This window comes from Streptomyces sp. NK08204 (assembly GCF_020400585.1).
In the GTDB taxonomy this organism is placed as follows: Bacteria; Actinomycetota; Actinomycetes; order Streptomycetales; family Streptomycetaceae; genus Streptomyces.
The window spans coordinates 1-22,863 of the sequence record NZ_JAINVF010000004.1; the positions used below are offsets into that span (position 1 = coordinate 1).

Annotated in this window: 18 protein-coding genes; 10 read left to right on the forward strand and 8 right to left on the reverse strand. The window is 71.8% G+C overall.

Annotation, left to right across the window (positions count from 1 at the left end):
* Positions 1–65: 65 nt before the first annotated feature.
* The 5 genes from K7G59_RS07830 to K7G59_RS07850 are packed head-to-tail and all read right to left on the reverse strand — an operon-like array spanning position 66 to position 5,736.
* Positions 66–1,376 carry a DUF58 domain-containing protein gene (locus K7G59_RS07830; RefSeq protein ID WP_225831543.1) on the reverse strand — a complete coding sequence of 437 codons (1,311 nt, stop codon included), beginning with the start codon at positions 1,374–1,376 and terminating at the stop codon, positions 66–68.
* Positions 1,376–2,365: a MoxR family ATPase gene (locus K7G59_RS07835; protein WP_225831546.1), complete on the reverse strand. Its 990-nt coding sequence runs from the start codon at positions 2,363–2,365 to the stop codon at positions 1,376–1,378. Before K7G59_RS07835 ends, K7G59_RS07830 begins: the two co-directional genes overlap by 1 nt.
* Entirely contained in the window at positions 2,365–3,576 is a 1,212-nt protein-coding gene (locus K7G59_RS07840; protein ID WP_225831548.1) for a DUF4350 domain-containing protein, read from the reverse strand. The genes K7G59_RS07835 and K7G59_RS07840 overlap by 1 nt, the downstream gene beginning before the upstream one ends.
* Complete coding sequence (locus K7G59_RS07845) at positions 3,573–4,352, reverse strand: DUF4129 domain-containing protein (protein WP_225831550.1); 780 nt, start codon at positions 4,350–4,352, stop codon at positions 3,573–3,575. Before K7G59_RS07845 ends, K7G59_RS07840 begins: the two co-directional genes overlap by 4 nt.
* A 4-nt stretch (positions 4,353–4,356) precedes the next feature.
* Complete coding sequence (locus K7G59_RS07850; RefSeq protein WP_225831552.1) at positions 4,357–5,736, reverse strand: hypothetical protein; 1,380 nt, start codon at positions 5,734–5,736, stop codon at positions 4,357–4,359.
* 140 nt (positions 5,737–5,876) lie between these two features.
* Between K7G59_RS07850 and mtnA the strand changes: the two genes are divergently transcribed.
* From mtnA to K7G59_RS07885, 7 genes are all read left to right on the forward strand, one after another.
* A complete protein-coding gene (mtnA, locus tag K7G59_RS07855; RefSeq protein ID WP_225831553.1) occupies positions 5,877–7,016 on the forward strand; it encodes an S-methyl-5-thioribose-1-phosphate isomerase in 1,140 nt (379 codons plus the stop codon).
* A gap of 8 nt (positions 7,017–7,024) precedes the next feature.
* The gene (mtrA, locus tag K7G59_RS07860; protein ID WP_202485207.1) at positions 7,025–7,714 is read left to right on the forward strand and encodes a two-component system response regulator MtrA; all 690 of its coding nucleotides are present in this window, start codon (positions 7,025–7,027) and stop codon (positions 7,712–7,714) included.
* A 1-nt stretch (position 7,715) separates the two neighbouring features.
* Complete coding sequence (gene mtrB, locus K7G59_RS07865; RefSeq protein ID WP_225831555.1) at positions 7,716–9,914, forward strand: MtrAB system histidine kinase MtrB; 2,199 nt, start codon at positions 7,716–7,718, stop codon at positions 9,912–9,914.
* A complete protein-coding gene (locus K7G59_RS07870; protein ID WP_225831556.1) occupies positions 9,904–11,742 on the forward strand; it encodes an LpqB family beta-propeller domain-containing protein in 1,839 nt (612 codons plus the stop codon). The genes mtrB and K7G59_RS07870 overlap by 11 nt, the downstream gene beginning before the upstream one ends.
* Before the next feature lie 112 nt (positions 11,743–11,854).
* Positions 11,855–12,730, forward strand: a complete 876-nt coding sequence (locus K7G59_RS07875) for a ComF family protein (protein WP_225831558.1) — start codon at positions 11,855–11,857, stop codon at positions 12,728–12,730.
* 309 nt (positions 12,731–13,039) lie between these two features.
* Positions 13,040–13,732 carry a ribosome hibernation-promoting factor, HPF/YfiA family gene (gene hpf / locus K7G59_RS07880; RefSeq protein ID WP_225831560.1) on the forward strand — a complete coding sequence of 231 codons (693 nt, stop codon included), beginning with the start codon at positions 13,040–13,042 and terminating at the stop codon, positions 13,730–13,732.
* A 203-nt stretch (positions 13,733–13,935) separates the two neighbouring features.
* Positions 13,936–14,682, forward strand: coding sequence for a response regulator transcription factor (locus K7G59_RS07885; protein WP_225831562.1), 747 nt, complete (start codon positions 13,936–13,938; stop codon positions 14,680–14,682).
* Between the two features lie 52 nt (positions 14,683–14,734).
* Here K7G59_RS07885 and K7G59_RS07890 read toward each other — a convergent pair whose 3' ends face one another.
* Both K7G59_RS07890 and K7G59_RS07895 read right to left on the reverse strand, forming a co-directional pair.
* Complete coding sequence (locus tag K7G59_RS07890) at positions 14,735–15,910, reverse strand: winged helix-turn-helix domain-containing protein (RefSeq protein WP_225831564.1); 1,176 nt, start codon at positions 15,908–15,910, stop codon at positions 14,735–14,737.
* A gap of 209 nt (positions 15,911–16,119) precedes the next feature.
* Entirely contained in the window at positions 16,120–16,689 is a 570-nt protein-coding gene (locus K7G59_RS07895) for a GNAT family N-acetyltransferase (RefSeq protein WP_225831567.1), read from the reverse strand.
* Between the two features lie 254 nt (positions 16,690–16,943).
* Here K7G59_RS07895 and secA point away from each other — a divergent pair, with 254 nt between their 5' ends.
* Positions 16,944–19,757 (forward strand): preprotein translocase subunit SecA, encoded by a 2,814-nt coding sequence (secA, locus tag K7G59_RS07900; RefSeq protein ID WP_225831569.1) that lies wholly within the window; start codon positions 16,944–16,946, stop codon positions 19,755–19,757.
* 136 nt (positions 19,758–19,893) lie between these two features.
* Here secA and K7G59_RS07905 read toward each other — a convergent pair whose 3' ends face one another.
* The gene (locus K7G59_RS07905; protein ID WP_308295003.1) at positions 19,894–20,274 is read right to left on the reverse strand and encodes an Rv3235 family protein; all 381 of its coding nucleotides are present in this window, start codon (positions 20,272–20,274) and stop codon (positions 19,894–19,896) included.
* A gap of 693 nt (positions 20,275–20,967) precedes the next feature.
* Here K7G59_RS07905 and K7G59_RS07910 point away from each other — a divergent pair.
* Positions 20,968–21,480 carry a hypothetical protein gene (locus K7G59_RS07910; RefSeq protein WP_225831571.1) on the forward strand — a complete coding sequence of 171 codons (513 nt, stop codon included), beginning with the start codon at positions 20,968–20,970 and terminating at the stop codon, positions 21,478–21,480.
* Between the two features lie 57 nt (positions 21,481–21,537).
* Positions 21,538–22,206 carry an HAD family hydrolase gene (locus K7G59_RS07915; RefSeq protein ID WP_225831573.1) on the forward strand — a complete coding sequence of 223 codons (669 nt, stop codon included), beginning with the start codon at positions 21,538–21,540 and terminating at the stop codon, positions 22,204–22,206.
* Positions 22,207–22,863: the final 657 nt, after the last annotated feature.

A 22,863-nucleotide genomic window follows, 5' to 3' on the forward strand; every position in this document is an offset into this window, starting at 1 on the left:
CGCATCTTCGGATGCGGGGGCTTTCTGCGTTTAGGGCTCTTTTCGGGGCGGCGGGCCCCCGAGGATCAGAGTCGGCCCGCCGCTTTCAGAGCCAGATACGCATCAGCCACCGCAGGCGCCAGTTTTTCCGGAGTCGCGTCCACCACCGTCACCCCATGACGACGAAGCTGTTCCGCTGTGCGCTCCCGCTCGTTCTCGGCCTGCGCTGCCGCTGCGGCTTCGTACACCGCCTCCGTCGTACCCCGCGCTGCCGCCATGCGGGCGATATGCGGATCGGCCACCGAGGCGACGAGCACGGTGTGGCGCTTGGTCAGCTGCGGCAGCGCAGGAAGCAGGCCCTGCTCCACCGGTGCCGCGTCGAGCGTCGTGAACAGGACGACCAGGGAACGCCGAGGGGCCGTACGCACAGCGGTCGCGGTCAGGCCACGGGCGTCGGTCTCGACGAGTTCCGGTTCGAGGGTGGCCATCGCGTCGACCAGGGACGGCAGAACATCGCCGGCGGAGCGGCCCTGGACCAAGGCGCGGACCCGGCGGTCGTAGGCGAGCAGGGCCACACGGTCCCCCGCGCGAGAGGCAAGAGCAGCGAGAAGCAGGGCCGCGTCCATGGAGGCGTCCAGGCGGGGGGCGTCGCCCACACGGCCCGCCGACGTGCGGCCGGTGTCCAGGACCAGCAGGATGTGCCGGTCGCGTTCGGGGCGCCAGGTGCGGACGGCCACCGCGGAATGGCGGGCGGTGGCACGCCAGTCGATCGAACGCGTGTCGTCGCCGGGAATGTACTCCCGCAGGCTGTCGAACTCCGTCCCCTCACCGCGGATGAGCACACTGGTACGGCCGTCGAGTTCACGCAGTCGAGCGAGTTTCGACGGAAGGTGCTTGCGGCTGGTGAACGGCGGCAGGACCCGTACCGACCAGGGCACTCTGTGGCTGCCTTGCCGGGAGAAGAGGCCGAGCGGGCCGTAGGAGCGGACGGTCACACGGTCGGCCTGCCGGTCGCCGCGGCGGGTGGGGCGCAGCCGCGTCGTCAGGCGCCGCCGCTCGCCCGCAGGCACGGTCACCCGGTGGCGGGAGGCCTCCACCTCGCTGCCGGGCTGCCAGCTGCTGGGCGGCCAGGCGTCCCGCACATCGGCACGCAGAGGGCGCCCCGTCGGATTGGTGATCGTGAGTGTGACGTCGGCGGTCTCGCCCAGACGCGTCGAGGTGTCACCGGAGCGGGACAGCACCAGGCGGCGTACCGGAGCTGCCAGCGCGAAGTCGCAGGCACAGGCCAGGGCCAACGGGCCGTTGACCGCGAGGATGCCGGTCCAGCCGGGATCCAGGATGCCGACCGGGATCGAGCCGAGGGCCGTCAGGAGGGCGGCGCGTCCGGTGAGCGCCATCAGCGAGGGACCGGGACATGGGCGAGGACGGCGTTGATGACGGAGTCCGCCGTCACGCCTTCCATCTCGGCTTCGGGGCGCAGCTGGATGCGGTGGCGCAAGGTGGGCAGAGCGAGGGCCTTCACGTCGTCGGGGGTGACGTAGTCGCGGCCCGTCAGCCACGCCCAGGCGCGTGAGGTGGCCAGGAGGGCGGTGGCGCCGCGAGGGGAGACGCCCAGGGTGAGCGAGGGCGATTCGCGGGTGGCGCGGCAGATGTCCACCACGTAGGCGGTGATCTCGGGCGAGACGGTCGTCCTGGCGACCGCGGCGCGGGCCGCTTCCAGCTCGGCGGGGCCGGCGACGGGGCGTACGCCGGCGGCGTCCAGGTCGCGCGGGTCGAAGCCCTGGGCGTGGCGGGTGAGGACGTCGATCTCGTCCTGCCGGGAGGGCAGCGGGATCGTCAGTTTCAGCAGGAACCGGTCCAGCTGGGCCTCGGGGAGGGGATACGTGCCCTCGTACTCGACCGGGTTCTGGGTTGCCGCGACCAGGAACGGCTCGGGCAGCGGCCGAGGGGTGCCGTCGACCGTGACCTGGCGTTCCTCCATGGCCTCCAGGAGGGAGGACTGCGTCTTGGGTGGGGTGCGGTTGATCTCGTCCGCCAGGAGGAGGTTGGTGAAGACCGGGCCGGGCTGGAAGGAGAACTCGGCGGTGCGGGTGTCGTAGACGAGGGAGCCGGTGACATCGCTCGGCATCAGGTCCGGCGTGAACTGGACCCGCTTCGTGTCGAGTTCGAGCGCGGATGCGAGTGTTCGCACGAGCAGCGTCTTGGCGACCCCGGGCACTCCTTCCAGCAGCACGTGTCCGCGGCACAGAAGGGCGACGACGAGGCCGGTCACGGCGGGGTCCTGGCCGACCACGGCTTTGGCGATCTCGGCGCGCAGGGCTTCCAGGGACGCTCGGGCATCGCCCGCGTTCCCAGAGGGCCCGGCGTTGTCAGTGGTCGGGTCCATCATGAACGGCGTACCTCTCTTTCGAGGGCGTCGAGTTGGTCGGTGAGGGCGATGAGGGCCGCGTCGTCGCCGGGCGGCGGCCCGAAGAGGAGCGCGTGCAGGCTCTGTCCGTCGCCGTGGACGTGGGCGGACAGGGCGGGGACCAGGGCCTCGGGCGTGTGCGCCTGGGCGACGGGCACGCCGGCCAGGGCAGCCAGGCGCGTGCGCGTGGCGGAACGAAGAGCGGCTGCGGCGCGGTCGCGGGCGTTGGCCTTGCGGTAGAGGCGGGCGCGGCCTTCGGCGGTTTCGGAGGCGCGGATCGCGACCGGAAGTTTTTCGGGCACGAGGGGGCCGAACCGGCGTGCCCGCCAGAAGGCGGCGAGGACAGCGGCGATGAAGAGCTGCAGGGCGCCCCAGAGCCAGCCTGAAGGCAGCAGGTCCAGGAAGCTCTTCCGCTCACCCGTGTCCCCGGTCGAGGTGTCCGAGAGCGACGGGAGGTACCAGACCAGATGGGAACGGGAGCCGAGGAGCTGAAGTGCGAGCGAGGCGTTGCCCTGCTTGCCGAGGCGCTTGTTGTACAGGATGTCCGGCGCGCCGAGGAGGACGGTGTCGCCCCCGGAGACCGCCGGAAGGCGCAGCAGGGTGGCGAGGCCCTGGCTGGGGTAGCAGGAGTCGGCGTGAAGCCGGCTGGTGGTGTAGCGGATGCCGCCGGTTTCGGCGCTGCCCGCGCGCCGGGCCTCGGGCAGGGTGCAGCCGGGGTCGAGGGTGGAGCCCGTGGCGGTCGAGGGGGCCGCGGTGACCCCGGGGGCGAGGCGTCCGACGGACCAGCTGCCCGCGGCGACGAGGACCGTGCGTCCGCCCGATGCCGCCGTCGCCCTGCGCAGCCAGTCCTGTTGACGGTGCGTCAACAGGTCCGGTACGGCGACCAGAAGAGTGGTGTCGGGGCCGGCAGCGGCGCGGGCCGCGCCGAGCGTGGTGACCACGCGCGTGGACACGCCCCGATCGGCGAGGAGTTCGGCGACGGCACGGCTGCCGTAGGGATCGGCCGAGCGGGGGTCGAGTTCGCCGTGTCGTTCGGTGGAGTGGACGGTGGCGATGGCCAACGCCGCGGCCAGGATGAGAACGACGGCGAGGGCGATGCCACGCGAACGGCTCCACACGTGCCGGGCGGTGGGCGCGGTCGAAGTGGTGGGCGCGGTGGAAGTGGCGGGCGGGGAAGCCTCGGTGGTCATTCGGCGGCCCCCCGCCGGTCGCGGGCCGTGTCGGCCGTACTGTCGGTGAGGACGGGCCTGGTGCGTTCCAGGTCCCGGTCGAGTTCGGCGACGCGGTGGTACGACTGCTCGCTCGCCCTGCGGCCACCGTAGGTGACGTCGTCGAAGACCCGTGCCGCGGACCGCAGTCGGTCCCTGTGCGCGGGGAGGGAGCGGCCGGCGTCGGCGGCGGCCTCGTCGGCGGTGCGGCCGGGGCGGACGTCGAGCAGGGCCCGCTCCTCCAGGGAGCGGACGATGGCCCGCACACGCTCCTGCACGGCCTGGTTCCAGTGGCCCTGGGCGGCGTGCGCCTCGCTGGCCGCCCGGTGTTCGGCGGCGCTGCGGGGCCGGTCGTCGAACACTGCCGCGGCGGAGGTCGGCGTACGCCGCGGGGTGCCCAGGCGCCACCACAGTGCGGCCAGCACGGCGACGACGAAGAGGACCACGACGACCAGACCGACGGTGCCGCCGGGCGTGGCCGAGGCGGCCGTGTCGAGCAGCCTGCCGAGCCGGTCCCAGAAGGCGTTCAGGGCGCGCTGGAACAGGCTGGGATCGTTCTCGTGGTACATCCGCTTGGACAGCTCCCGCCGGGCCGCCTCCCGAGCGGGATCGCGCGGCGTGGTGACGGGCGGCTCGTCACCGGAGCCGGTGAGCGCCAGGATGCCCGTGTCCGCCGTGCGCAGCAGGCGTCCCAGGCCCCTGCCGGCCGCGCCCGGCAGGGCCGGGGCCGCCGTGAGAACTCCCCCCGTCAGGCTCACCGCATCAGCTCCCCGGGACCGGTCCGGGAGCCGCCGCGCCCCCGACTCCGGCAGCGCGGGCCAGTTCCAGGTCGAGGGCCTCGCGGCGGATGCGCTGGTCGATGTAGAGGAGCACGGTGACGCCCGCGTTGATCGGGAACGTGATCATCGAGCCGATGACCGAGCCGATCCCGCTGAGGATCAGGAAGGTCCAGCCGACGTGTCCGGTGCTGGTGCCGAACAGGCTGGTCATGCCGTCGTCGCTCACGGCGGCCCCGATGAACATGAAGGGGATCGTGACGAGCGAGGTGACGATGTTCGCGATGAGCGCGGCGAGCAGCTGGATGCCGAGGACACGCCACCAGGAGCCGCGGACGAGCTTCGCGGAGCGGCTCATCGACTTCACGATGCCCTGCCGCTCCAGCATCAGCGCGGGCGAGGCCAGCGAGAAGCGGACCACCAGCCACAAGAGGACGCCGGCGGCGGCAAGAAGGCCCAGGACGAGCAGGGCGGCGCCTGTGCCGCCGCTGCCGCCGACAGCGAGGACGACGATGCCGGGCAGCGCGCCGCACAGCAGGACACCGGCCGAGATCAGGCCGAGCAGGAAGAGCAGGCCGAACAGCCTCGGGACCTGCGGGCGGGCGTCACGCCAGGCCTCCCGGGTGCTCACCGGCCTGCCGAGGACCGCTCGGCTGGTGACGGTCGTCAGGAGGGCGGTGGCGACGATGGTGCCGACCACGGAGATCAGCGCGACGACGCCGGCGCCCAGCATGGCCACGCCCAGCGAGCGGAAGGCGTCGCCGAGGCTGGTCTGGTCGTTGAACGAGGCGTCGGTGGCGGTGTCGTCGAGGACGAAGCCCTGCAGGAGGATCACGGCGATCTGCGAGATGACCGCGACGGTCAGCGAGACGCCGAGGACCGTGCGCCAGTACGTGCGCATGGTGGAGACGGCTCCGTCCAGGATCTCGCCGACGCCCAGCGGACGCAGCGGGATCACACCGGGTTTGGCCGCGGGCGGCGGGCCGCCCCAGCCGCCGCCCCACGGGACGTAGCCGGGGGCGCCGTGTCCGCCCGGGCCGCTGCCGGGCGCAGTGCCGTAACCGCCGGAAGGAGCGCCGTGTCCGCCGGGGCCCCCGCTGTGCGGGCCGCCCCAGCCGGTGCCGGGCGCCGGCGGCGGTGGGGCCTGGCCCGGAGCCGGGGCGCCCGTGGGCGCCGACCACTGGCCGGGCGGCGGTTGCTCCTTGGACCACTTCGTGCCTTGGCCCTGCCAATCCGTGCCCGGCTGTGCGGCGGGGTCGGCGGGGCCAGGACGGTCGGCGGCCCCGGCGGGGCCGGACGCGCCGGGCTCCCGCCCGTCGGACGACGGGTCGGATCCGGGCGAGGCCCAGCCCGGAGTGTCGTTCATCGAAGCTCCTTCACGGTGCCCGTCCGCGGACGCGGCGGCAGGTTGGCAGCCATCGTGCCATGGGCTGGTCAACCGTTGACCGGCCGCCGTGGGGGCCGGACACCTTCAATTGTCCGCCGGATACCGGGCAGACTGACGGCATGGCTGATCAGCAGGCGCAGACGGACGGCGACGAACGGCCGGTGGGGATACCGGTGATCCGATGGGAGGAACCACCCGAAGGTCCCGTGCTCGTCCTTCTCGACCAGACGCGGCTCCCGGCCGAGGAGGTCGAGCTGGTGTGCACCGACGCGCCGGCGCTGGTGGAGGCGATCCGCTCGCTGGCCGTGCGCGGGGCACCGCTGCTCGGGATCGCGGGGGCGTACGGGGTCGCGCTCGCCGCCGCGCGGGGATTCGACGTGCTCGAGGCCGCCGCGGCACTGGAAGGCGCCCGCCCGACAGCGGTGAACCTGTCCGTCGGGGTACGCCGAGCCGAGGCCGCCTACCGCACCGCGCTCGCCCGGAGCGGCGACGAGACCGAGGCCGCAGCGGCGGCGCTGGCTGCGGCGCGGGCCCTGCACCGGGAGGACGCCGAGGCCAGCGCCCGGATGGCCGCCCACGGGCTGGCGCTGCTGGACGAGCTGCTGCCCGGCGGCGGGCACCGGATCCTCACCCACTGCAACAGCGGTTCGCTGGTCTCCGGCGGGGAGGGCACGGCGTTCGCGGTGGCCCTCGAGGCGCACCGGGCCGGGCGACTTCGGCGCCTGTGGGTGGACGAAACGCGTCCTTTGCTGCAAGGTGCTCGCCTGACGGCGTACGAGGCGGCCCGCAACGGCATGGCGTACACCTTGCTCACCGACAACGCAGCGGGTTCGCTGTTCGCGGCGGGGGAGGTGGACGCGGTGCTGATCGGGGCGGACCGGATCGCGGCCGACGGTGCGGTGGCGAACAAGGTGGGGAGCTATCCGCTCGCCGTGCTCGCGCGGTACCACCATGTGCCCTTCATCGTCGTGGCGCCCGTGACGACGGTCGATCCGGACACGCCCGACGGGGCGTCCATCGAGGTCGAGCAGCGCCCCGGCTTTGAAGTGACCGAGATCACACCGCCCCAGGTGGCGGTGTCAGGAGCAGGAGGCGGGATTGCGGTGGCACCCCTGGGGACCCAGGCGTACAACCCGGCGTTCGATGTGACGCCGCCCGAGCTGGTGACGGCCATCGTCACCGAGGCGGGAGCCGCCTCACCCGTGACGGCCGGGGCTCTTGCCGAGCTGTGTGCCAGGTCACGACAGGTAACGATTTAGTTAATGGGATGATGTCGTTTATGAAGGGACGAGTCCTTGTCGTCGACGACGACAGCGCACTGGCCGAGATGCTCGGCATCGTGCTGCGTGGTGAAGGTTTTGAGCCGTCTTTCGTAGCCGACGGCGACAAGGCGCTGGCCGCTTTCCGTGAGAGCAAGCCCGATCTGGTGCTGCTCGACCTGATGCTGCCCGGCCGGGACGGCATCGAGGTGTGCCGGCTGATCCGGGCGGAGTCCGGGGTGCCGATCGTGATGCTCACGGCCAAGAGCGACACCGTCGACGTGGTCGTGGGCCTGGAGTCCGGTGCCGACGACTACATCGTCAAGCCGTTCAAACCAAAGGAGCTGGTGGCCCGGATCCGGGCGCGGCTTCGCAGGTCCGAGGAGCCGGCGCCGGAGCAGCTCACCATCGGTGACCTGGTCATCGACGTGGCCGGGCACTCGGTGAAGCGGGACGGTCAGTCGATCGCGCTGACCCCGCTGGAGTTCGACCTGCTGGTCGCGCTCGCGCGCAAGCCGTGGCAGGTGTTCACGCGCGAGGTGCTGCTGGAGCAGGTGTGGGGTTACCGCCACGCGGCTGACACGCGGCTCGTCAACGTGCACGTCCAGCGGCTGCGCTCCAAGGTCGAGAAGGACCCGGAGCGGCCGGAGATCGTGGTGACCGTCCGTGGCGTCGGTTACAAGGCCGGGCCGAGCTGACATGTCCGGGGACAGCGCCGCTTCGGCTCCCGGCCGCTCCGGGGACCGTCCGGGGCGGCCTGTCGGCCCGGGGCCGGCCGGTTCGCGCTGGGGACGGCTCCTGCAGGGCGGTCTGCTGCAGGGCAGGGTCCAGGGCAGCCCGGTCCTTCGGCTGTTGCTGCGCTGGGTGCGGCGCCCGCTGCTGCCGGTGATGCGGCTGTGGCGCCGCAACATCCAGCTCAGGGTCGTCGCCACGACCCTGCTGATGTCGCTCGGAGTCGTCCTGCTGCTCGGCTTCGTCGTCATCGGGCAGGTGCGCAACGGCCTGCTCGACGCGAAGGTGCGGGCATCGCAGAGCCAGGCCACCGGCGGCTTCGCCGTGGCCAAGCAGAAGGCCGACGAGGCGGTCGGCGGATCCGTCACCGTCCCACCTGACGGCACCACCGGCACCGACACACGGCAGTCGCAGAACGTCATCCAGTGGATGAGCGACCTCGTGGAGTCGCTCTCCAGCGGTGGTGCCGGCGCCTTCGACGTGGTCACGCTGCCCGGAGACCACAACGGCGGCGGGCGCAGCCCGCGCGGTTCCGGGTACGTCGACCCGTCCGCCAGCGTGCCCGAGGACCTGCGCGACCGCGTCAACAGCAGTCCGACGGCCGCCCAGAGCTACACGCGCATCATCTACAGCAACGGCAAGGAGCCCCAGCCCGCGCTGGTCATCGGCAAGCAGGTCAACGACCCCAACGGCAACCCCTACGAGCTGTACTACCTCTTCCCGCTCACGCAGGAGGAGAAGTCCCTCAGCCTGGTCAAGGGCACACTCGCGACCGCCGGGCTCTTCGTCGTCGTACTCCTCGGGGCCATCGCCTGGCTCGTGGTGCGGCAGGTCGTCACGCCGGTGCGGATGGCGGCCGGGATCGCCGAGCGCCTGTCCGCCGGGCGGCTGCAGGAGCGGATGAAGGTCACCGGCGAGGACGACATCGCGCGCCTGGGCGAGGCCTTCAACAAGATGGCGCAGAACCTCCAGCTGAAGATCCAGCAGCTGGAGGAGCTGTCGCGGATGCAGCGGCGGTTCGTCTCCGACGTCTCGCACGAGCTGCGCACCCCGCTCACGACGGTCCGCATGGCCGCCGACGTCATCCACGAGGCCCGCGAGGACTTCGACCCGGTGACCGCCCGGTCGGCCGAGCTGCTCGCCGACCAGCTGGACCGCTTCGAGTCGCTGCTCGCGGACCTGCTGGAGATCAGCCGGTTCGACGCGGGAGCGGCGGCCCTGGAGGCCGAGCCGATAGACCTGCGGGAGGTCGTGCGGCGGGTGGTCAGCGGGGCCGAGCCGCTCGCGGAGCGCAAGGGCACACACATACGCGTGGTCGGTGACCAGCAGCCCGTCGTCGCCGAGGCGGACGCCCGGCGGGTGGAGCGCGTGCTGCGCAACCTCGTCGTCAACGCCGTCGAGCACGGTGAGGGCAAGGACGTCGTGGTCAAGCTCGCCGCGGCGGGCGGCGCCGTCGCCATCGCGGTGCGCGACTACGGCGTCGGCCTCAAGCCGGGCGAGGCGACCCGGGTCTTCAGCCGCTTCTGGCGGGCGGACCCGGCACGCGCGCGTACCACCGGCGGTACGGGCCTCGGACTGTCGATCGCCCTGGAGGACGCCCGGCTGCACGGTGGCTGGCTGCAGGCCTGGGGTGAGCCCGGCGGCGGATCGCAGTTCCGGCTGACCCTGCCGAGGACCGCCGACGAGCCGCTGCGGGGCTCGCCGATCCCGCTGGAGCCCAAGGACTCGCGCCGCAAGCGCGGGGTGGGCGACTCCGGCCAGCCCCGCGCGGGCGGGGAGAAGCGGGCGACGCTCCCGGTGCAGCCGGGCGGCGGTCAGATGCCGCCGCTGGCGCCGGGCGCCCCGATGGCGGCACGCCGGACCGCCGTCACGCCCACCGCCGACCCGACCGCCCTGCCCGGCAGCGGCAACGGTGCGCGCGTGGTGCCCCGGCCCGTCGGCGGCGCACGACGCACCGACGACACGCCGCAGCCCGCGGCCGACCAGGACTGCGCCGATCACGCCCAAGAGGCGCACACGGCTCGTCCCGCGCCGGACGCGGACCCGCGACGCCCGGCGGACGACACGCACACGTTCCGGCCGGCACCCGGTGCATGCGCGGGCCGTTCGGAGGCGGGCGAGCCGGAGAACTCGAACGAGCCAGGGGAGGCATTTCGTGGGCGCTGAGCGCGAGGGGGGCGCGCGGCGCCGACCGGGGCGTGCGATGGCGTGTATGGCCTGTGGGGTCGTGCTGCTGGCGGGATGCGCCTCGATGCCCGACAACGGAGACCTGCGGTCGGTCGAGTCCACGCCGCGCCAGGACACCGGGGTGCGCGTGTTCGCCATGCCGCCCGCCGAGGGCGCTCAGCCCGGCGAGATCGTGCAGGGCTTCCTGGAGGCGCTGACCAGCGACGATCCGAACTACGACACGGCCCGCAAGTACCTGAGCGCCGACGCCGCGCGGCACTGGCGCCCGAAGCGGTCGACCGTCGTGCTCGCGAACGGGCCGAGCAGCGTGCAGGCAACCAACACGGGCGGCCGGGAGGGCGGCACCGGCGGTCTGACCTACGTGCTGGCGGGCACCAGGGTGGCCAAGGTCGACGCGCAGCAGGCGTACGCGCCGGCCAGTGGGCCGTACAGCAGGACGGTGCACCTGTCGAAGGACTCCAAGAGCGGGCAGTGGCGCATCGACGAGCTGGACGACGGCGTGGTCATGGGCAAGTCGGACTTCCAGCGCAACTACACGTCGGTCGACAAGTACTACTTCGCCTCCAACACGGCCGTCGGGGCGACCGGGCAGCCGGTGGCGGTCGCCGACCCGGTGTTCGTGCGCAGCAAGGTCGACCCGATGACCCAGATGGTGCGTTCGCTCCTGAAGGGGCCCACCAGATGGCTCCGTCCGGTGGTCAGGTCCAGCTTCCCGACCGGTACGGGCCTGCAGCCGGGGGTGTCGGGGCTGGCGCCGGACGATCAGAACAAGCTGACGGTGCCGCTGAAACTCAAGGCCTCCCGCGTGGCGGCGGGCACGTGCACCGAGATGGCCACCCAGGTGCTGTTCACGCTCCGGAACCTGACGCCGACGCTGCAGTCCGTCGAACTGCAGGGGACCGGCGGCGAACCATTGTGCGAGCTGTCCGAGGAGCGCGCCGAGGCCGAGGCCTGGCACGGATCGGCCAAGCGGCACGAGTACCTGTACTACCTCGACGGCAGGCACCGGCTGGTGCGGCTGCTGTCGGAGGCGAGCGGCACCAGCGCCGTCCCCGTGCCCGGCGTGCTGGGCGAGGGCGCCAGGGCCGTGCAGTCGGTGGCGGTGTCCCGGGACGAGCGCAGCGCCGCCGTCGTCGGCGGGAACGGCAGGCGCCTGTTCGTGACATCGCTGGCGTCGGGCGGGTCGCTCGGGAATCCGGTGCTGACCAGCCAGGGCCTGGCGCCGGCCGACGGGCTGACCACGCCGAGCTGGGACGCCCGCGGTGACCTGTGGGTGGCCGACCGCGCCACTGACCGGCAGCGGTTGTACGTCCTGGAGCCGGGCGTCGCCAAACCGGAAGAGGTCACCGTCCCGGACCTGCCGGGCCGCCTCGTGGACGTACGGGTGGCCGCCGACGGGGTACGGGTCGCGCTGGTCGTGGAGAAGGACGGCAAGCAGTCCCTGCTGATCGGCCGGGTCGAGCGCGGGGACAGGACTGGGCAGGGTCTCGCGGTGGGCGGACTGCGTTCGGCCGCGCCCGATCTGGAGCAGGTCAGCGCCCTGTCGTGGGCCGGCGACAGCCGACTGGTCGTCTTCGGCCGGGAGCAGGGCGGCCTGCAACAGCTGCGGTACGTGCAGATCGACGGCTCCACGCTGGACGGGCCGGCGCCGGGCGCCCTCACAGGCGTCAAGACGCTCGCCGCGTCCGAGGAGGAGAGGCTGCCGCTGGTGGCCTACTCGAAGGAGGACGGGATCGTGCGACTGCTGTCCGGGGCGCAGTGGCAGAAGGTCGACAAGGACGGGCAGGCGCCGGCCTACCCGGGCTGAACACACGGTGCGCACCCGTACGGGTGTACGGCGTCGACGGGCGCCGCCGCTTTTCCACAGGGGTTTTCCACAGGGGTGGCCGCTTGTCGGCGCCCTTGGCACAGTGGTGGCCATGCGGGGGTGGTGGCAGGACCTCACCGACCTGGTGCTGCCGACGGAGTGCGCGGGCTGCGGGGCACCTCGTACGGCCCTCTGTGCGCGGTGCCGGTCCGTGCTGGAACGGGCCGTGCCGCGCCGGGTGCGGCCGGTGCCCGAGCCGTCCGGGCTGCCGGTGGTGCACGCAGTCGCTCCGTACGAGCAGCAGGTACGGCAGCTGCTGCTCGCCCACAAGGAGCGGGGCGCGCTGCCGCTGGCGCGCGTTCTGGGCACGGCTCTGGCGGGGGCCGTACGAGCGGGGCTCGACGCGGACGGTGCGGGCGACGGTGCGGGCCGCACGCCGGGGGCCGGTCCGGTGCTGCTGGTCCCCGTGCCCTCCGCACGCCGGGCGGTGCGGGCGCGGGGGCACGATCCGGTACGGCGGACGGCGCTCGCGGCATCCGGCGCACTGCGGCGCACCGGGACACCGGCGCGGGTGGCATCGGTGCTGCGGCAGCGGCGGGCCGTGGCGGACCAGGCGCGGCTGGACGCCCGGCGGCGGCTGGAGAACGTCTCGGGTGCGCTGGAGGTGACGGCGGGCGGTGCCCGGGTGCTCGCCGGGGGCCAGGTCGTGCTCGTCGACGACCTGATCACCACCGGCGCCACTCTCGCGGAGGCGGCGCGGGCGGTACGCGAGGCCCTCTTCGCCCATGCTGGAGGGGTGGCGGCTGTGTACTCCGCCGGGACTCGGGAAGGTAGGGAGAAACGAAGGACCGGGGCCCGGCCGGAGAGACCGAAGTGGGTGCAGGGTGCACCTGAAAAGGCGCCCGGGAACGCCGTCGTGCACGGCCTCCGCGCGGCCGTGGTCGCCGCGCCGCGGGATTCTTTCGAAATGGACGGGAACTGGCCCTGAACGTGCGTCGTTGCAGCTAGTGAGAGGGTGCATTCACCTGAACGGAGGTACGTCGCGGTAGAGGGTGACGACATCCGGCCGGGCGAGATATGTTCGGTTGTGAGGAAAGGCGCAGGCCACACCTCTTATATCCGAATGCCTTGCTGCGGGTTTTTCCGCAATCACCCGCAGCGGTGGGGTGGAGATCCCGCCCATGGGGGAGGAGGAGGTGGAAGTCACCGAGTCCGAGATTCCGGAGCTGACCGGAATCTGGTGCACAAGGGAGATGCTCCGCCGTCGGAGCGGAGCGATCCGGGAACGGAGTTCTGCGTGGACATCGTCGTCAAGGGCCGCAAGACCGAGGTGCCCGAGCGGTTCCGCAAGCACGTGGCCGAGAAGCTGAACCTGGAAAAGATCCAGAAGCTCGATGGCAAGGTGATGAGCCTGGACGTCGAGGTGTCCAAGGAGCCCAACCCCCGACAGGCGGACCGCTGCGACCGAGTGGAGATCACGCTCCGCTCCCGCGGTCCGGTGATCCGGGCGGAGGCAGCGGCCAGCGATCCGTACGCGGCCCTCGACCTGGCCGCGGAGAAGCTGGACGCCCGGCTGCGCAAGCAGCACGACAAGCGTGTCGTGCGCCGCGGCTCACGACGGATCTCGGCGGCCGAGGTGCCTGACGTCGTCCCGGGTGTGGCGACACTCGACGGCAACGGCGTTCCCGTCCACGACGAGGAGACGGAGGGCGTGCCGACCAAGAGGATCGGCTCGCTGGAGATCAAGGGCGAAGGTCCGCTGGTCGTCCGCGAAAAGACCCACGTCGCTGCCCCGATGAGCCTTGACCAGGCCCTCTACGAGATGGAACTGGTGGGGCACGACTTCTACCTGTTCGTCGACTCGGAGACGAAGGAACCAAGTGTCGTCTATCGACGGCACGCCTACGACTACGGCGTCATCCACCTCAGCACGGACCCGATGGTCGCCGGTACGGAGCCTCCCGCGGCGGGAGGCACGCTGGGCGGCTGACCGACCCGGCCCAGGCTGAGCCGGTGCCCCTGGAGCGCGTGTGCGCCCCCAGGGGCACCAGCGTGCGACCGGTTCGCGCCCTTCTCGGGCCCGTGGTGTCGTCGGGGCATGGAATCATGGCCGCACGGGCCCAACCGGTGGGCCGCTGCCTTGGGTTGGCGAAGGCACAGGACCACACGCCGCAGCCTTCAGGGGGAGGAACGATGGCGGATACCTTCGGACCGATGCGGGACGCGGGCGCCGACGACCATGTCATCGGCAGGGCACCGGGAGCGGGTTCTCCACGGGAGGAACCGATCAGAGTGCTGGTCGTGGACGACCACGCCCTCTTCCGCCGGGGTCTGGAGATCGTGCTCGCCGCAGAGGAGGACATCCAGGTCGTCGGCGAGGCCGGCGACGGGGCGGAGGCCGTCGACAAGGCCGCCGACCTGCTGCCCGACATCGTGCTGATGGACGTACGCATGCCCAAGCGCGGCGGGATCGAGGCCTGCACCTCCATCAAGGAGGTCGCCCCCAGCGCGAAGATCATCATGCTGACGATCAGCGACGAGGAGGCCGACCTCTACGACGCCATCAAGGCGGGCGCGACGGGATACCTCCTGAAGGAGATCTCCACGGACGAGGTCGCCACCGCGATTCGCGCCGTCGCCGACGGACAGTCGCAGATCAGCCCGTCCATGGCGTCGAAACTCCTCACCGAGTTCAAGTCGATGATCCAGCGCACCGACGAGCGCCGGCTGGTGCCCGCGCCCCGGCTGACCGACCGCGAGCTGGAGGTCCTCAAGCTCGTCGCCACGGGCATGAACAACCGGGACATCGCCAAGGAACTGTTCATCTCCGAGAACACCGTGAAGAACCACGTCCGCAACATCCTGGAGAAACTGCAGCTGCACTCCAGGATGGAGGCCGTGGTCTACGCGATGCGGGAGAAGATCCTCGAGATCCGGTAGGACCGACCGGTCCACCGCTCCACCAGTCCAGTGGTCCGGGGGCCCGGCGGTCCTAACCGACGAGGCCGGCGAGTTCCCTGATGAGCGGCTCTCGCAGTCCGGGGGCGTCCACCCGCTCGACGCGGACGTCCGTGCAGTTCACCCAGGTCGCGGCCTCGGCCAGGGCCAGGGCCACCGCCGGGACCGCCCTCGGATCCTCCACGGTGACCTGCTTGGCCACCAGGGTGCGGCCTTCCCGCGCCGGGTCCACCCGGCCCACCAGACGGCCGCCCGCCAGCACCGGCATCGCGAAATAGCCGTACACCCGCTTCGGCTTGGGAACGTACGCCTCCAGGCGGTGGGTGAAGCCGAAGAGCCGTTCCGTGCGTGCCCGCTCCCAGATCAGCGAGTCGAACGGGGACAGCAGCGTCGTGCGGTGTCGGCCGCGCGGAGGTGCGGCCAGCGCCGCCGGGTCGGCCCAGGCAGGCCTGCCCCAGCCCTCGACCTCCACCGGGACCAGTCCCGAGTCCGCGATCACCGCGTCGACCTGCTCGCCCTTGAGGCGGTGGTAGTCGGCGATGTCCGCGCGCGTGCCGACGCCCAGGGACTCGCCAGCCAGCCGGACCAGACGGCGCAGGCATTCGGTGTCGTCCAGTTCGTCGTGCAGCAGTGCGTCCGGGATCGCGCGCTCGGCGAGGTCGTACACCCGCTTCCAGCCGCGCCGCTCCACGCACACCACCTCGCCGTACATGAGCGCGCGCTCCACCGCGACCTTCGTGCCGGACCAGTCCCACCAGTCGTCGGTCTTCTTCGCGCCGCCCAACTCCGTGGCCGTCAGCGGACCTTCGGCGCGCAGCTGCTTGACGACCTGCTCGTAGGTGCCGTCGGGGAGCTGGTGGTTCCAGTGCGGGCGGTCGCGGTAGGCGCGGCGGCGGAAGGCGAAGTGCGGCCACTCCTCCACGGGGAGGAGGCATGCCGCGTGGGACCAGTACTCGAAGGCGTGTGTGTCCTGCCAGTACGCGGCCTCGACGGTCTTGCGGCCGACCGCGCCGAGCCTGGCGTACGGGACCAGCTCGTGGGAGCGGGCGAGCACCGAGATCGTGTCGAGCTGCACCGCGCCGAGGTGGCGCAGTACTCCGCGGACGCCCGCGCGCCGGTCGGGCGCGCCGATGAAGCCCTGGGCGCGCAGGGCGACACGGCGGGCTTCGTCGGCGGAGAGGGTGAGGCTGGGGCGCGGCAGGGTCGTCATGGACCGGACGATAGAGGCCGACACTGACATTGATAGTGGTACGCAGGTTCCGGTGGTCGTGGCTCGGGCACTGACTGACGCCCTGCTGGGTTGTCCTGGCTTTGTTCTGTCCGGCTGCCGGGGCTTGTTCTCATGGCTTCGGCCGGGCGGAACATGACCACGAGCAATAGGAGCATCAACGCGGGACGAGCTGGGGTTCTGCGCGCCGCCTACCCGCCCGCGGGCAGGTACGGTGCCGACGACGGCAGTCCCAGGTCCGAGGGCAGCAGGGAGCCGACCCAGCAGTCCCGTCGTACACCCTTGTTGTTGAGACCGGAGCGCAGGGTGCCCTCCACCGTGAAGCCCGCGCGTTCGGCGACCGCGCGGGAGGGCCGGTTGCCCACCTCGGCGCGCCACTCCAGGCGGTCGACGGACATCCGTGTGAAAGCCCAGCGGGCCGTGGCGAGAACGGCCTCGGTGACATAGCCGCGGCCGCGGTGCTCCTTCGCCGCCCAGAAACCGACCTCGCCCGTGCTCAGCGAGCGCATCGTGATGGCCAGCATGCCCGCGAGATCCCCGTCGGGCAGGAACACGCCGAACGTGAACATCGAACCGTCCGCCCATCCACCGGGGACCATTTCCTCCGTGAAGCCACGCGCGTGCTCCGGCAGATAGGGCGAGGGAATCGTGGTCCAGCGCTGGATGTCCGGGTCCTGGACGGCCTGGTACACCGCCTCGGTGTCGGCCGGGCCGACGGCACGCAGCAGCAGCCGGGCGGTGGTGAGCGTGACGGGTTCCATCGGTCGATTCTGCTCGGACGGCCCGCCCCGGCGCCACCGTTTTCGACTCTGCGTGAGCACGCGATCACATGGCGCGCAATTCCTCGCGCCGGTGCGGCACTATCCACGGGGCCCGTCCGTTGTCCAGGATGAAATGGCCGTCGCGACGCCAGGCCTCCCGGCGCGGCAGGGTCCTCGCATACGATGGCCGTTGCTCAGTAAGTGAAATGGAAAACCGACCGTCCCAGGCCCGACCGGCAAGGAGACCAGCCCCCGTGTCCGTCCTCTCGAAGATCATGCGTGCAGGCGAAGGCAAAATCCTGCGCAAGCTGCACCGCATCGCGGACCAGGTCAACTCCATCGAAGAGGACTTCGTCGACCTCTCCGACGCCGAGCTGCGGGCCCTCACCAACGAGTACAAGCAGCGGTACGCCGACGGTGAGAGCCTGGACGACCTGCTCCCCGAGGCCTTCGCCACCGTCCGCGAGGCCGCCAAGCGCGTCCTCGGCCAGCGCCACTACGACGTGCAGCTGATGGGCGGCGCCGCCCTCCACCTCGGCTACGTGGCCGAGATGAAGACCGGTGAGGGCAAGACCCTCGTCGGCACGCTGCCCGCGTACCTGAACGCCCTGTCCGGGGACGGCGTCCACATCGTCACGGTCAACGACTACCTGGCCGAGCGCGACTCCGAGATGATGGGCCGCGTCCACAAGTTCCTCGGTCTGGACGTGGGCTGCATCCTCGCCAGCATGACCCCGGCGCAGCGCCGCGAACAGTACGCGTGCGACATCACCTACGGCACCAACAACGAGTTCGGCTTCGACTACCTGCGCGACAACATGGCGTGGTCGAAGGACGAGCTGGTGCAGCGCGGCCACAACTTCGCCATCGTCGACGAGGTCGACTCCATCCTCGTCGACGAGGCCCGTACGCCACTGATCATCTCCGGCCCTGCCGACCAGGCCACCAAGTGGTACGGCGACTTCGCCAAGCTGGTCACACGTCTGAAGAAGGGCGAGGCGGGCAACCCGCTCAAGGGCATCGAGGAGTCCGGCGACTACGACGTCGACGAGAAGAAGCGCACGGTCGCCATCCACGAGGCCGGTGTCTCCAAGGTCGAGGACTGGCTGGGCATCGACAACCTCTACGAGTCGGTGAACACCCCGCTCGTGGGCTACCTGAACAACGCCATCAAGGCCAAGGAACTCTTCAAGCGCGACAAGGACTACGTCGTCATCGACGGCGAGGTCATGATCGTCGACGAGCACACCGGCCGTATCCTCGCCGGCCGCCGCTACAACGAGGGCATGCACCAGGCGATCGAGGCGAAGGAAGGGGTGGACATCAAGGACGAGAACCAGACGCTCGCCACGATCACCCTGCAGAACTTCTTCCGCCTCTACAACAAGCTCTCCGGTATGACCGGTACGGCCATGACCGAGGCCGCCGAGTTCCACCAGATCTACAAGCTCGGCGTGGTCCCGATCCCGACCAACCGGCCGATGGTCCGCAAGGACCAGTCGGACCTGATCTACCGCACCGAGGTCGCCAAGTTCGAGGCGGTCGTCGACGACATCGCCGAGAAGCACGAGAAGGGCCAGCCGATCCTCGTCGGCACGACCTCCGTCGAGAAGTCCGAGTACCTTTCCCAGCTGCTCTCCAAGCGCGGCATCCAGCACGAGGTGCTCAACGCAAAGCACCACGAGCGTGAGGCGTCGATCGTTGCCCAGGCCGGGCGCAAGGGCGCCGTGACCGTGGCCACCAACATGGCGGGCCGTGGTACGGACATCAAGCTCGGCGGCAACCCCGAGGACCTCGCCGAGGCGGAGCTGCGCCAGCGCGGCCTCGACCCCGAGGAGCACATCGAGGAGTGGGCGCACGCCCTGCCCGCCGCCCTGGAGAAGGCCGAAGAGGCGGTCAAGGCGGAGAAGGAGGAGGTCGAGTCCCTCGGCGGCCTCTACGTGCTGGGCACCGAGCGGCACGAGTCGCGTCGTATCGACAACCAGCTGCGCGGTCGTTCCGGCCGTCAGGGCGACCCCGGCGAGTCCCGCTTCTACCTCTCCCTCGGCGACGACCTGATGCGCCTGTTCAAGGCCCAGATGGTCGAGCGCGTGATGTCCATGGCCAATGTGCCGGACGACGTGCCGATCGAGAACAAGATGGTCACGCGTGCGATCGCGTCCGCGCAGTCCCAGGTCGAGCAGCAGAACTTCGAGACCCGTAAGAACGTCCTGAAGTACGACGAGGTGCTCAACCGCCAGCGCGAGGTCATCTACGGCGAGCGCCGCCGCGTTCTGGAGGGCGAGGACCTGCAGGAGCAGATCCAGCACTTCATGGACGACACGATCGACGCGTACGTCGCCGCCGAGACCGCAGAGGGCTTCCCCGAGGACTGGGACCTGGACCGGCTGTGGGGTGCCTTCAAGCAGCTCTACCCGGTGAAGATCACCATCGATGAGCTGGAGGAGGCCGCCGGTGACCGGGCCGGTCTGACCGCCGAGTTCATCTCCGAGTCCATCAAGGACGACATCCAGGCGCAGTACCAGGCCCGCGAGGCGCAGCTCGGCTCCGAGATCATGCGCGAGCTGGAGCGCCGGGTCGTGCTGTCGGTCCTCGACCGCAAGTGGCGTGAGCACCTCTACGAGATGGACTACCTCCAGGAGGGCATCGGCCTGCGCGCGATGGCGCAGAAGGACCCGCTGGTCGAGTACCAGCGCGAGGGCTTCGACATGTTCACCGCCATGATGGACGGCATCAAGGAGGAGTCCGTCGGCTACCTGTTCAACCTGGAGGTCCAGGTCGAGCAGCAGGTCGAGGAGGTCCCGGTCGAGGAGGCGGCCGAGCCGGTGGCGGAGGGCGTCGGGGACGCGGTTCCGGCGCAGGCGGGCTCCCGCCCCGAGATCCGCGCCAAGGGGCTCGAGGCGCCGCAGCGGCGGGGCATGCACTTCTCCGCGGCGACCGTGGACGGTGAGGGCGGCCTCGTCGAGCGCGACCTCGACGACGACGAGCCGGTGCGCTCCGAGGCCGACGGCCTCACCCGCGCCGAGCGCCGCCGCCAGGCGAAGGGCGGCCGGCGCCGCAAGAAGTGACGGTTGCCGGCGGCATGTCGGCCGACTGCCCGGTCGGCCGACATGCCGGTTGACCGGCTGACCGAGCGGCGAGTGATCGCAGGAAGGGCCGGGCCTCCAGCAGGGGGCCCGGCCCTTCCTGCGTGTCGTCGTCGGGCTAGTCGTCCTTGCGCCGGGGACGCGGGCCGCCCGCCTCCACCGCTGTGCAGCGCCAGCGGAGGTCGGGGCCCTGTTCCAGCCGGAAGGCCAGTGCGCGCAGCCGGTCGCCGGCGGCGATGCGGGCGAAGACCTCGATGGCGCCGGTACGGGGGATGAAGTAGCCGATGTCGTGGACGACGGGACGGGTGCCGCGGGTGCGCAGGGGGCCGCGGGCGGCGAGGCCGACGAGGTCGTCGTAGGCGCGGCCCGCAGTGTGCCGCAGCATCCAGTGGACGGGGCGCTGACCGCTCAGGACGGCCAGCAGGCGGTCCGCGAAGAGGTCGGTGGGACGTGGCTGCCTCACGGCGGTCGCGGACGCCGTACGAGCCGTCTGCGGCATCGGCGCAGGGCGCGCTGTCACGGGTGCCGGTACCGGCTGCGGCGACGCCACGGGCACGGCCCTGCCCCTGCTCGGAGTGCGGGGCGGGGCGCCGCCGGGACGGCGGGTGTCATGGCGGGTCGGCGGGCGGTGACGGGGGCGGGGCTGGGGTGTGCGGCGCAGGTCGGCCCCGGCACGGCTCTGGACGGCCTCCGCACCGCTCAGCACCTCCCCCGCGCGGTTGCGGACGTCGTCCGCACGGCGTGGGACGTCCCCCGTGCGGCTCCGGACAGCCTCGGCGCCGGGTGGGACGTCCTCCTCCGCGGAGCTCATGCGCGTGTCCCTGCGGCTCGTCGCCCTGTCCGTGCGGCTCATGACCTTGTTCATCGGGTCCCCGTTCGGCGGGCCCGGCGCATACCGGGCGGTAACTTGCGGTGGTGCTCTTGTACGGGGGCGGGTGCGGCGGCGGCAAGGAAGCCGGGGCGGGCCGGGCAGGGCGGAGGTGTTCACCTATCCGGGGGAGGACCGGGGGTGTCTGCCCCCGCGTGGAGCGGCGGGACCGGGTGAGTGGCGGGCCCCGGGGTGGACGTCCGCGGGGGGACGGGCAGGGCCCCGAAAGGGGACGGCCGCACGTATCCTGAAGGCCCTCCGGGAGACGCGCCAGCCGCCCTCCCCGGGGCCTCAGAGCCTTTGACCAGGAAAGAGCGGCCAGCCATGCGCGTCTACGTCCCCCTGACCCTCCCCGGTCTCGCCGAGGCGCACAGGACGGGCGAGCTGGGGACCGGCCCGTTCACCGCCTACGCCGTCACGCCGGCGCTGCGCGAGTGGTACCTGTCGGACGACATCGAGGAACTGGAGTACGCGGCGCTCAGCCGGGCCGCGCTGGCCTCGCTGCGGCTGCTCGCGGCCGACCCCGGCGCGGCGCGACGCCGCGTCGTCGTAGCCGTCGACGTGCCCGACGGTGCCGCCTCGGCCGACCCCGGCCGCGGGCTCGAGCCGTCCGCGCTCGGTGAGGTCACCGTGGCCGGCACGGTGGCGCTGGCGAAGGCGGCGGCGGTGCATGTCGACGCCGACGACGCGGAGGACGACGTGACCGCGGCGGCGCAGGCGCTGGAGGCGGCCGACGGCGGGGACGACGACGCGCAGTTCGTCGTGGACGGGGCGGACGACCATGAGCTGCTGTGGTACGCCACGCAGGAGATCCCGAACCTCGTCACACCGGCCTGAGCTGCGGCGAGGCGCCTCAAGGCCCCACTGTCAGTGGGGGCGGGTACGGTTTTTGGCATGGGGAAGCAGGTAGGCGCGCACATCGTCTGGGACTGGAACGGCACGCTGTTCCACGACAACGACGCGATCATCGGGGCGACGAACGCGGCCTTCGCCGAGCTGGGACTGGCGCCGATCACACTGGAGCAGTACCGGGAGTTGTACTGCGTGCCGGTGCCGAAGTTCTATGAGCGGCTGCTCGGGCGGCTGCCGTCGGACGCCGAGTGGGAGCTGATGGACGTCGTCTTCCACCGGTACTACACCGAGCACCGGGTGCGCTGCGGGCTCACCGCGGGGGCCACGGAACTGCTCGCGGACTGGCGGTCGGCGGGGAACAGCCAGTCGCTGCTGAGCATGTACGTGCACGAGGAGCTGGTGCCGCTCGTGCGGGGATTCGGCATCGAGTCGCATTTCGTGCGCGTCGACGGGCGTACCGGTCGGTCCGGGGGGAGCAAGGCCGAGCACATGGTGCGGCATCTGGAGGCACTCGGGGCCGCCGCCGAGCCCTCGCGGACCGTGGTGATCGGGGACGCGGCGGACGACGCCGTCGCGGCACTGCACGTAGGGGCGCGGGCCGTGCTGTACACCGGCGGGTCGCACAGCCGGGCGAGCCTGGAGGGGGCCGGGGTGCCGGTGGTGGACACATTGGCCGATGCGGTCGCGGAGGCCGGGAGAATGGCCGCCTAGCAGGCGGGACGGGTGAAGGGCCACCGCCCGCCGAGCGCCGCTGCGACCGGCGCACTGCACGGACGCCGGGGCATGGTCTGGCCGAACCGGGGCATGCGCGCCTGTGGCGCCGGCCTCGAGGACCGCCCTGGTCGTCCGAGCGCACGGTGCGTACCGCGGCGTGCGGGCGCGAGCGGACGCCCGCGCCCCCGGGTCCGGATACGTCACCCGCGCCCGCCGTGCCGCTGTGCAGAACGTCAAAGTTCACCCCTCGGTTTTGTACACATACGGCTCATGACGGGCCCGGGGTAAGTGGCGATAGCCTTGTGGCGTGATCAGCGCGATAGTCCGCGGGGGCGCTCTCGTCCCTGCCCTGCGCCCGGTGAGCACGGAACACCTCCGTGACCGGGCGGCGGTCGCTGATCCTCACGGGCGGGATGGGGCCGCAGATGCCCCCAGGACGCCGACGGCAGCCCGGGACACGACGCCGCGACGCGCCGTGCCGCCCCGGCCGGGGCCATCGAAGGGCCTGCCGAGTTTGGCCGAATACCCCCCGTTCATCTCACCTCACGGCATAGCGTCGGATCGGACCGGACATCCCGGCCCGCGGCCTCACGCCGGAGGGGAAGAGACCGTACTTTCTTCTACGTCACGCAACGGCGCGCGACAGGAGCCAGA

Excerpts from the sequence above, each read along its gene's own strand:
- mtrA (WP_202485207.1), top strand. The coding sequence starts at position 7,025 with ATGATGTCGTTTATGAAGGGACGAGTCCTTGTCGTCGACGACGACAGC.
- K7G59_RS07840 (WP_225831548.1), bottom strand. The coding sequence starts at position 3,576 with ATGACCACCGAGGCTTCCCCGCCCGCCACTTCCACCGCGCCCACCACT.
- K7G59_RS07890 (WP_225831564.1), bottom strand. The coding sequence starts at position 15,910 with ATGACGACCCTGCCGCGCCCCAGCCTCACCCTCTCCGCCGACGAAGCC.
- K7G59_RS07905 (WP_308295003.1), bottom strand. The coding sequence starts at position 20,274 with ATGCCGCAGACGGCTCGTACGGCGTCCGCGACCGCCGTGAGGCAGCCA.
- K7G59_RS07835 (WP_225831546.1), bottom strand. The coding sequence starts at position 2,365 with ATGGACCCGACCACTGACAACGCCGGGCCCTCTGGGAACGCGGGCGAT.
- K7G59_RS07885 (WP_225831562.1), top strand. The coding sequence starts at position 13,936 with ATGGCGGATACCTTCGGACCGATGCGGGACGCGGGCGCCGACGACCAT.
- K7G59_RS07910 (WP_225831571.1), top strand. The coding sequence starts at position 20,968 with ATGCGCGTCTACGTCCCCCTGACCCTCCCCGGTCTCGCCGAGGCGCAC.
- K7G59_RS07875 (WP_225831558.1), top strand. The coding sequence starts at position 11,855 with ATGCGGGGGTGGTGGCAGGACCTCACCGACCTGGTGCTGCCGACGGAG.
- K7G59_RS07830 (WP_225831543.1), bottom strand. The coding sequence starts at position 1,376 with ATGGCGCTCACCGGACGCGCCGCCCTCCTGACGGCCCTCGGCTCGATC.
- K7G59_RS07895 (WP_225831567.1), bottom strand. The coding sequence starts at position 16,689 with ATGGAACCCGTCACGCTCACCACCGCCCGGCTGCTGCTGCGTGCCGTC.
- K7G59_RS07915 (WP_225831573.1), top strand. The coding sequence starts at position 21,538 with ATGGGGAAGCAGGTAGGCGCGCACATCGTCTGGGACTGGAACGGCACG.
- mtnA (WP_225831553.1), top strand. The coding sequence starts at position 5,877 with ATGGCTGATCAGCAGGCGCAGACGGACGGCGACGAACGGCCGGTGGGG.
- K7G59_RS07850 (WP_225831552.1), bottom strand. The coding sequence starts at position 5,736 with ATGAACGACACTCCGGGCTGGGCCTCGCCCGGATCCGACCCGTCGTCC.
- mtrB (WP_225831555.1), top strand. The coding sequence starts at position 7,716 with ATGTCCGGGGACAGCGCCGCTTCGGCTCCCGGCCGCTCCGGGGACCGT.